The organism is Maribacter sp. 2-571 (assembly GCF_050589625.1).
Taxonomy (GTDB): domain Bacteria; phylum Bacteroidota; class Bacteroidia; order Flavobacteriales; family Flavobacteriaceae; genus Pelagihabitans.
The window spans coordinates 90,521-99,134 of sequence record NZ_JBNGOP010000019.1 but is presented as its reverse complement, the minus strand read 5'-3'; the positions used below and the strand labels follow the sequence as shown (position 1 = coordinate 99,134).

Sequence of the window (8,614 nt, the reverse complement as noted above, 5' to 3'; positions counted from 1 at the left end):
GCACGCCACTTGCAACCCTGCTCGGCAACATACAATATGGCGTTCAGGACATCATGGTCCGAAAGTCTCACGTTGCCACGTTTCACGGGCAAATGAGAGCTGATTGTTTCAAATTGGGTATCCGTCAATTCCATTTAACAAAGATACCTATTTTGTGTTAACACGCCCTAATTACTTAATACTAGAAATGGTATAACTCCCCGCGGTACCCTATTTCAAAATAACTGCTTTATTCTCTGCCTTATGGAGGTACGGGACGATACAGCGCCGTAACCAATAACATTCCCAGTATTTTTAGTATTGCGCAATTTTTTTATGGAACAACGGCTGCTTGGTCATTAACCAACGTAGTTTGATCCCCAGTTCGGTAAATTCGAAGCCCGCCGCCGTAGCCGAGGCAATGTTGCTATACTTACCATAGAGGTTACCGCTAAAACGCTTTCCAAACTCATGTTTAAGTCCTGCTTCCGCCCGAAAAATTGCCGTTCTAGGGTCTTCCTCTACCTGTTGCAGTCCCGTGGCCGCACTGGCTACATAACTGGTTTTTTTAGAGAAGTTGCCCCGGAAATCGGCAAATATTTCCATGGCCCGATAGGTTTCCGGACTAAAGTAAATGGTCGGTACCTGTTCGGCAAAACTTAAGTATTGATAGTTGACGCCCATTTTTAAAGCGGGCTTTCTAAAAATGTTGTAGTACAGGGAGGTAAACAAAAGGTTTCGGGAATTGGCATCGGTCTGTTCGGTGTAGATCAACTGGGTATACCATCCCAAATTAAAATTGGTTCCCAGGTTGTAGTTCAATCCATAGTTGTTCATAACGATTTCGCGTTCGATCAGATCAGCGTTAAAACTTTGCACCTGACGTTGGTATACCAATTCCAGATTTTGCAATTTGTAGGGTTTCAATTTTAAGGAAGCATCGATTACGGGTTGCGTGTACGCGCCGTCCATTGCAGTGGAATTGTTCAGGCCAAAAACGGTTTTTAATCGGGCATTCGGGAACAATCGATACTCCAACCCGGCGGATAGGATATGCGAATCGGCCGTATTGCCGGTTACCGAGTTTTCGGTGGTTCGGTATTGGTAGGATGCCGTGGTGTTGAATTTGGTGGAAAGCGGAAGTTGCGCGGTAGTGTTGGAAAACAGGGCGATGTTGTTCCCGTTGTCAAAAGTATAACCGGCCTGTTCTTCAAGCGTGGGCGTAAAAGAGGTGTTCAACTTTTCTATAAACCCCAAGGCGTCTTTCTGATTTTCATAAATGTCCAACGTACCGTAGGCGGCGCCATAGGCCTGTTTTATCCTATCGGAGGCAAAAAAAGCGTTCGCACTGCCCAAGTTACCATCGAAAGAAGTGCTGTCCTTCTTCAGTATGCCATCGTAATTGGCCAGACTCAATTTAAAATCCCCGGTATACATACCTAAGGTAGCCCGTAGCGCCCGTACCCAATTCCGGTCGGGGTAGGCGGTTTCCAAACTATCGATTTGTTGTTTTGCCCTGCGGAACTTTCGGTTCCATATCAGCGCCTGTACATAGCGGTCATAGGTTTTTTCAGTAAGTTCGGTGTCCTCCAATTTTCCGACTTTTTTGCGTGATTTCGATGCCGTTTCCAAGGCCGCCTTGTCTTTTTCGGCAATATGCCCGGCCAAAGCAATGCCGTTCAATGCCGTAATGGAATCCTTTGCCGTGGTGGCATATCGTTTATAAGTGGCTATCGCCTTATCGGTTTCCTTCGTAATCAAATAGACGTTTGCCAAATTTAGCAGAGCATCCTTGTCTTCCGGAAAGTCGGTAAATACCGCTTGCAAGAGTTCCACACCCTTTTTATAGTCCTGTTGGTTTACAAAACTGTTCGCGTACCCCATGCGCATATACTTTTGGGATACCTTGGCGTTCGCATTTTCAGGTTGAAGTGCCAATGCTTTTTCTACCCACTTTAAGGCTTCCGGATATTCCCCCAAATTACTGAGTGTGTTGGCGTAACCCAATAGTGCTCCAAAGTTATCGGGATAGGACTTCACCAAGGAAGCGTACAAGGGCTTGGCCCTTTCATAGTTCTTGTCCCATAAAAAGGACTCGTTATAGTTGATCTGCACCTCAAAATCGCCCGGATACCGGTTCAACATGCCTGCAAACAAATTGGTAGCCTTCGAAGGGTCGCCACTCAGGCCCACGGCCCTACCGTAACATATTTGTGCCGTTTTATGTTCCGGATTTTCGGAGAGGTACGATTCAAAAAAAACCGCGGCCTCCTTAAAACTTCCTTTATCGAGCAGGCGAAATCCATTTTCTATGGGCTCTTGGGCACTGGCCGAAAAAAAGGAAAAAAACACCATAACACACCAAAAAAATACAGTACGCATATTTGTAAGATTAGTATTACATGTACAGAACGCTGGTTTTGTCAAATTATTAGCGTAACCGTCGATTATAAAGGTATTTAAGATTCGCCCGCTTTAGAAGTAGGCTTTCTACCGTTCGTCGACACGAAATGGTCAACGGTCCATAAAGCACATTTATCGCCGTCATTTCTACGAATCTTTGGACTGTAAAAACGAAGTAAAGGAATTACTTCAGTTAAAATCTTGAAATGGAAAGACCTCGAAGTAAAAAAGGAGCATTTCGCATTTTTTGGAAACAAACAAAACAAGGATGATTTCATCGATTATAGTATTTTTCTTACAATAAATGATGAAAAAAACGTTTTAGTAACAACTTAACCGCCTCATCTATTTACAATAACCCTAAATCTTTTAGTTATGGCTTTACAAATTACAGAAGTATCAGGAACGTTTTCCGTTACCGGAGAGTTGAATCACAGCACCGCCAACATTTTATATCGGCATATGGAGCGCGTAATCCCTACGCGGAACGACCGCATTGTACTCAACCTGGAAAGGGTTCGACATATCGACGAAAGTGCCGCATACCGTTTACAGGAACTTTACCTAAATGCCGTCCGTAGCAACAGCGCCCTAGCCATTATAGGACAGGAAAACAAGGTGTTACTGCCCGTAATGTCGAAAACCAAGACCGAATACATTTTAAGCCCGGACCGTATTTAAGCGCGTAATGATCAACACGATTCGTTTAAACCTACAAAAGGTATCGCCGGAACAGCTGTTTATGGCAAGCATTATCCTCGTAAACGGGGGCAACTACATCTATAATTTGCTGTTGGGCCGTATTTTAGGGCCTTCGGCCTTTGCCGAAGCCGCGTTGTTGATCACTTTATTGTTGGTCCTTTCCTTTGTCGGTATGACTTTTCAATTGGCCACGGCCAAGTTTTCGGTTCTCTTTTCCGGTGAGCAATGGGAGCGTTTTCGCAATGGCATGTACAGTAAGGCATCGCTGTTCGGTTTGATAACGGGAGCTTTGGTGGCCGTGTTTTCCAAAACCCTACAAGAAACGTTTCACACCCAGAACGCCTATATGTTCGTTCTTTTCGGGCTTGGTATTCCCCTTTACTTTTTTATGAGCGTTAACCGAGGAAGCTTTCAGGGCAAACAGTCTTTTAAAAAGCTATCGTTGACCTATCAGGCCGAAATGTGGAGCAGGCTCCTGATTACTTTGGCCCTCCTCTATCTTGTGCCCTTACACCCCGGCACCTTGGTCGCCATCGGAATTTTGGCGTCGTTCTTTTTTGGGCTTTTCCCATCCGACACCAAGGGATTGGCCTGGAAAACCAACCAACTGATAAACGAAGACCAAAAAAGGGTAAACCGTTTTATGCTACTTACCGCGGGTTACGAGCTCACCCAAATCATCATTAACAATAGTGATGTATTGTTGGTAAAACACTTTTTTGAAGCCAAAGAAGCCGGTTTATACGCCTCCTTGGCACTTATTGGAAGGGTGGTCTATTTTGCCGCGTGGATGTTCGTTATGCTATTGTTGCCAAAAGTTGTGGAACGCCAAAAAGAAGGGCGGCCCACCGCTCCCATACTGTTTAAGTATGTATCCTACATTGGCGTATTGTGTATGGCCATTGTAGCCGCTTGCTCCCTATTTCCGCAGTTGATCATCTCCCTAATGTTCGGAGAGGCCTATATTGACATGGCCCCATTGTTATGGCAATATGCCCTGGCCACTTCCCTGTTCGCCATCTCTAATATTTTCGCGTATTACTTTTTATCCTTGGACCACTATATTCCGGTAATCCTTTCCGGTATTTTGGGCATTTCGCAGATCGGGTTGATCCTATGGTTTCACGAGAGCCTACAACTTGTGGTACAGGTGCAGATAATGGCCATGATCGCATTGCTCGCATGCCAGCTACTCTATTTTTTTATTAAAAAAGATTCCGGAACTCCACTCTTACCAAAATCATAACTACCCTTAAAAAATTGAAACATGAAACTTGCAATCGTTACCGCATATCCGCCCAGTAAAGTGACCCTTACCGAATACGGATACCATTTGGTAAAACATTTTAGGCTCCATACGGACGTAACGGAAATCGTTCTTATCTGCGATCGCACCGAAGGCCAAAAGGAACTTACCTTTGAAGAGCAAGGGTGTACCATTACCGTGGAAGACTGTTGGGACTTCAACAGCTATGCCAACCTATTTCGAATCAATAGCGTACTTTCCAAAACAAAACCGGATGCGGTATTGTTCAACCTTCAATTTTTAAAATTCGGAGATCGGAAAATACCGGCGGCCATGGGGTTGCTACTGCCCTGGATATGCAAATTGAAACGGATCCCTACCATTTCGCTATTACATAACATTTTGGAACAGGTAGACCTGGAGAATGCCGGTTTTACCAAAATCAGGGTACTTCAAAAAATCTATAATTTTATCGGTAGCTCCCTCACCCGTTTCGTATTGTCGTCGGACGTTTTAGCGGTCACCATTAGCAAATACGTGACCATTCTCGAAAAAAAATACAAAGCCCGAAACATTGCCCTTATTCCGCACGGTGCTTTTGAGACACCTCCGGAACCCGATTATCTTCTTCCTGCCGGACCAAAACAGGTAATGGCCTTTGGAAAGTTCGGCACCTATAAAAAAGTGGAGGTATTGATCGAGGCCGTAGAACTGATCCGAAAAAGATCCTCGGAAGACATCGAAATCGTTATCGCGGGGACCGATAGTCCCAATACGCCCGGATATCTCGATCAAATGGCCGAAAAGTATAGGCATGTAGCACAGCTTCGTTTTACGGGCTATGTGGCCGAAGAAGATGTACCCCGTATTTTCGGGGACAGTGCGGTAGTCGTTTTCCCGTACACCTCCACCACCGGAAGTTCGGGAGTACTCCATCAGGCGGGCAGTTACGGAAAAGCGGTGGCCCTTCCCGATTTAGGGGATTTGAGCATATTGGTCCGTGAAGAGGGGTACAAGGGAGCGTTTTTCGAACCCGAAAACACCGCGTCGCTCGCCAATGCCATTGAAGGTATTATCGGTAACGACGCCCATCGCGTACAACTGGGGAAAACAAATTATACCGCGGCCTGCTCGCTTCCCATGTCGGATATCGTGCACCGCTATATCGAATTCTTTAGGGCGATCCAATATGCCCAAAACAACGATTTTGACTTGGATGTTCCACAAATTGCGAAACAATTGCAAAGCGTAACATGAAGTATTTTGGTTAGTTCAGAAAAAGGGAACGGTTTCATACGCCGTTCCTTTTTTTGTTTGTGCCACTGTATACCGTTTTAACTTTGATATGGTATTCCCTTTAAAACGCGCAATAGCCATTGGATCATCCTGAAAACTACCGGTCTTCCGTATAAGCCTGGGTTCGACGTAAAATAGCGATATCTTATATCGATTGCTAATTATGGCGAAGCGGAAAAAACCGTGTTCCAAAGTTCAAATAGGGTTCAAGAGCACTGTTCCTCCCGTTATTCCGATGCAGGAAAGGTTAGGTGTTCATATGCCTGTTTTGGTCGTCCTTTTTTATCCAATACCCCAAAATACTTTTGATAGGCTTTTCGCCATGGCAAACGCCCGACCACCGAGGTGGGAATGTTCTTAAAATCGTACAGTCCCCAAAAAAGAAATGGAATGCGTTTTTCCCGCAAAGCGGCCTGCATGGTTTTATAATACTCCGCTTGATCCTCCTCGGAACCGGTATATGCGTTCCATATACCGTCATAACTCGAAAGTCCGTACTCCTGAAGCACCAATTTTTTATTTGGAACGGCAGCTCGCAGCCCGGAGTACGCCGTAGCAAAATCTTCCGGTAGTCGGTAATAATGAAAGGAAACGAAGTCCACTTTATGGGCGAGTTCCGAAGCCACTTCCGGGTTGGACCAACCTATGGTCACCGGGTGTTTTTGGTCCCATAGCGCTACCTTTTCCAACATCATATCCAACCAAGAGACCACCCTATCCTTTTTTCGGGAGTCGAAATCCAAGTCGGGTTCGTTTTTAATGTCCCATGCCAATAATGCGGGATGCGTTTTTATTGCTTGCACCACACTTTCGGCGTGCCGCTGGGTCAAGGTCCAATTGGAAACATCATAATCCCCGTAAAAGTCGAACAGGGTTACAATGACCTTAATTCCATTGGCTTCGGCCAGGTCCATGGTTTTTTGCAACAAGGCGATTTTTTCTGGAAATACCCGTGCTCCCCCGAAATCCTCATATTGTATAAAAATTCGTATGGTATTCAGCCCCATCTGGGAAATACGGGCAAAGTCATTGTGCAATCGCAACGAATCGAACTTCTTTCCAAAGGTATCCCAAGGTGCATCCTGCGGGTAGTAATTGAGTCCCTTAATACTATCCAACTGCGCCAAAAAGCGTTTTTTGTCGGTTTTGATCGGCTCTTTTTTCGTTTGGTTACGCTCCAACTCCTTTAAATGACGAATGCGCCAAAAGCCATCTTCCAACAATAACATCACCTGATAGGTTGCGGTATCCTTTTTCCGAAAAAGTAGGGTTTCGTTCTCATACACCTCTTTGTACTGTTCTACGTCATGATCTGTAAAAACCACCATAGTACCGTCCTGACTGTAAAAATCCAATTCCGGATGGTGTGCCAGTGTAGTGCCCTTATACCAATTTCCATTTTTTTGGTTCAGATCGATCTGTTCGTACAATCGTATCCGTGCACTGTCGGTATAGTAATCGTCGATTCCGAACCGATCGTTCTTTTCGTATGCCACGTTCCGTACATGCCAGGCACCGAGGTAGTCCTTTTCCAATTCTCCGACGGTCTGTTTCTCCATCGGTCTCCCGGGATTATCCATGTTTCCCCAGGTGAGCTGTGGCAGATATACCTTTTCCGTGGCCAGTTCCAAGTGGAGCATGGAGGTACGATCCGCCCCGGTATTCAGGTACGAGAGCATTGCGCTAATGCCGGAAATGAGCAAGGCGTTCATCCCTAGGAAAGAGACAATAAGAAAGATTCGATATAAGGTTTTATTCATTTTCATCCAATTGTATTGATATGGTTTCGGTATGTCCCGCCGCCGTAATGGTTACCCGATACGTACCGGTGTTGAAGTACGCTTTTTCCAATAAAAAGATGCCCATCCCGTTTTTAGAGGTTGTCTGCCGTTCCATTAAAAGTTCTCCTTCGGAGGTATTCACGGCCATTTTAATTTCAATACCGTCCGGCACGCGTTGCTCCATAAAGCTCAATATTGGCCCCACCCGAACTTCCCTACCCCCTTCGGAAAGGACAATGGGAAGGTGGGCAATGGCCGGCGCAAAAGATAAGCTTATAGTATTGCTCTTTGCAGCACCCGTTACATAGGCGGTAATTTGCCATTGTTCTTTTTTGGAAGGATGCAACATATTTGCATTGGCCATACCGTTTACGGTAGTTCCTATCGTTCGTAAGAGCGCCCCTTTGGAATCGACCACCATAAAGTCGACCAGGGTACCATCGGCAACGATATTTCCATAGCGGTCCCGAAGCTGGTCGGTAAAAAAGCGCACGATCTGGTTTCCATCCGCAAAGTTGTGGTTTCGTTCGGCACGAATTTCAAAGTCTTCGGACAGGGTAGGATGGATAATGGTGGTCAGCTCCTTAGAATCGGTTTCCATACACGAAGCCCCTACCAGTATACGCCCTGTTTTTGTTCTACTGTAAATATTTTTCCATGCGATAAAATCCTTAGTAGGCACCTTGTTCTCTTCAATGTTATCCTGAAACTGTGCACGAATCCGGGTTTGGGTACCATTGGGCAACGGATTGTCGTAGGCATCGGTGGGAACGACCACCAACATGGAAAAATCGGTTTCCCCGGCGATTACGCTCCGTGGACCAAAATACGTTTCTAGGTGTGGTTTTTTCGGTACGGACGGTTGGATCTGCACTACTCCCTTGGCCATTTCCCTTCCCAAATACAACAACTGCCATTCGCATTGGCCGCTTGTTCTATAAAAATTTTTGGGAAAAGCATATGTTACCATTTCCCCCGAGCGCACACCATGGATCAGCGCACTACCAAAGGTGTTCGTAAGCAATAGCCGTAAGGGTGTATCAAAACCGGTTTCCAAAAATTTTAAACTGATCGGTACCCCGGCCTTATAGTTCCGCTGTTCGGCATGCAAACGTACCTGTCCCAAGGTGGGTGCAAGACGTTTTGGCGAACGCTCCGCACAACCCAGCACGATTATAAAAACCAAAAAGACCCCTATTGCCCTCAT

General features: G+C 45.6%; 7 protein-coding genes. 3 read left to right on the top strand and 4 right to left on the bottom strand.

Annotated elements, in window-relative coordinates; genetic code table 11:
- The coding region (locus ACRD7P_RS14210) for a transposase (RefSeq protein ID WP_430908296.1) at positions 1–134 on the bottom strand (134 nt) is incomplete at its 3' end.
- Positions 135–294: 160 nt separating this feature from the next.
- Positions 295–2,361 (bottom strand): tetratricopeptide repeat protein, encoded by a 2,067-nt coding sequence (locus ACRD7P_RS14205; protein ID WP_430908294.1) that lies wholly within the window; start codon positions 2,359–2,361, stop codon positions 295–297.
- Positions 2,362–2,757: 396 nt separating this feature from the next.
- On the opposite strand from ACRD7P_RS14205, the gene ACRD7P_RS14200 reads away from it, so the two are divergent.
- From ACRD7P_RS14200 to ACRD7P_RS14190, 3 genes are read left to right on the top strand one after another with little or no spacing between them, the layout of a single operon-like run.
- Positions 2,758–3,063 (top strand): STAS domain-containing protein, encoded by a 306-nt coding sequence (locus ACRD7P_RS14200; protein WP_430908293.1) that lies wholly within the window; start codon positions 2,758–2,760, stop codon positions 3,061–3,063.
- A 7-nt stretch (positions 3,064–3,070) separates the two neighbouring features.
- A complete protein-coding gene (locus ACRD7P_RS14195; protein ID WP_430908292.1) occupies positions 3,071–4,330 on the top strand; it encodes a sugar isomerase in 1,260 nt (419 codons plus the stop codon).
- A 21-nt stretch (positions 4,331–4,351) separates the two neighbouring features.
- Positions 4,352–5,587 (top strand): glycosyltransferase, encoded by a 1,236-nt coding sequence (locus ACRD7P_RS14190; RefSeq protein WP_430908291.1) that lies wholly within the window; start codon positions 4,352–4,354, stop codon positions 5,585–5,587.
- Positions 5,588–5,853: 266 nt separating this feature from the next.
- Here ACRD7P_RS14190 and ACRD7P_RS14185 read toward each other — a convergent pair whose 3' ends face one another.
- Positions 5,854–7,386, bottom strand: a complete 1,533-nt coding sequence (locus ACRD7P_RS14185) for a cellulase family glycosylhydrolase (RefSeq protein ID WP_430908290.1) — start codon at positions 7,384–7,386, stop codon at positions 5,854–5,856.
- Entirely contained in the window at positions 7,379–8,614 is a 1,236-nt protein-coding gene (locus ACRD7P_RS14180) for a hypothetical protein (protein WP_430908289.1), read from the bottom strand. The genes ACRD7P_RS14185 and ACRD7P_RS14180 overlap by 8 nt, the downstream gene beginning before the upstream one ends.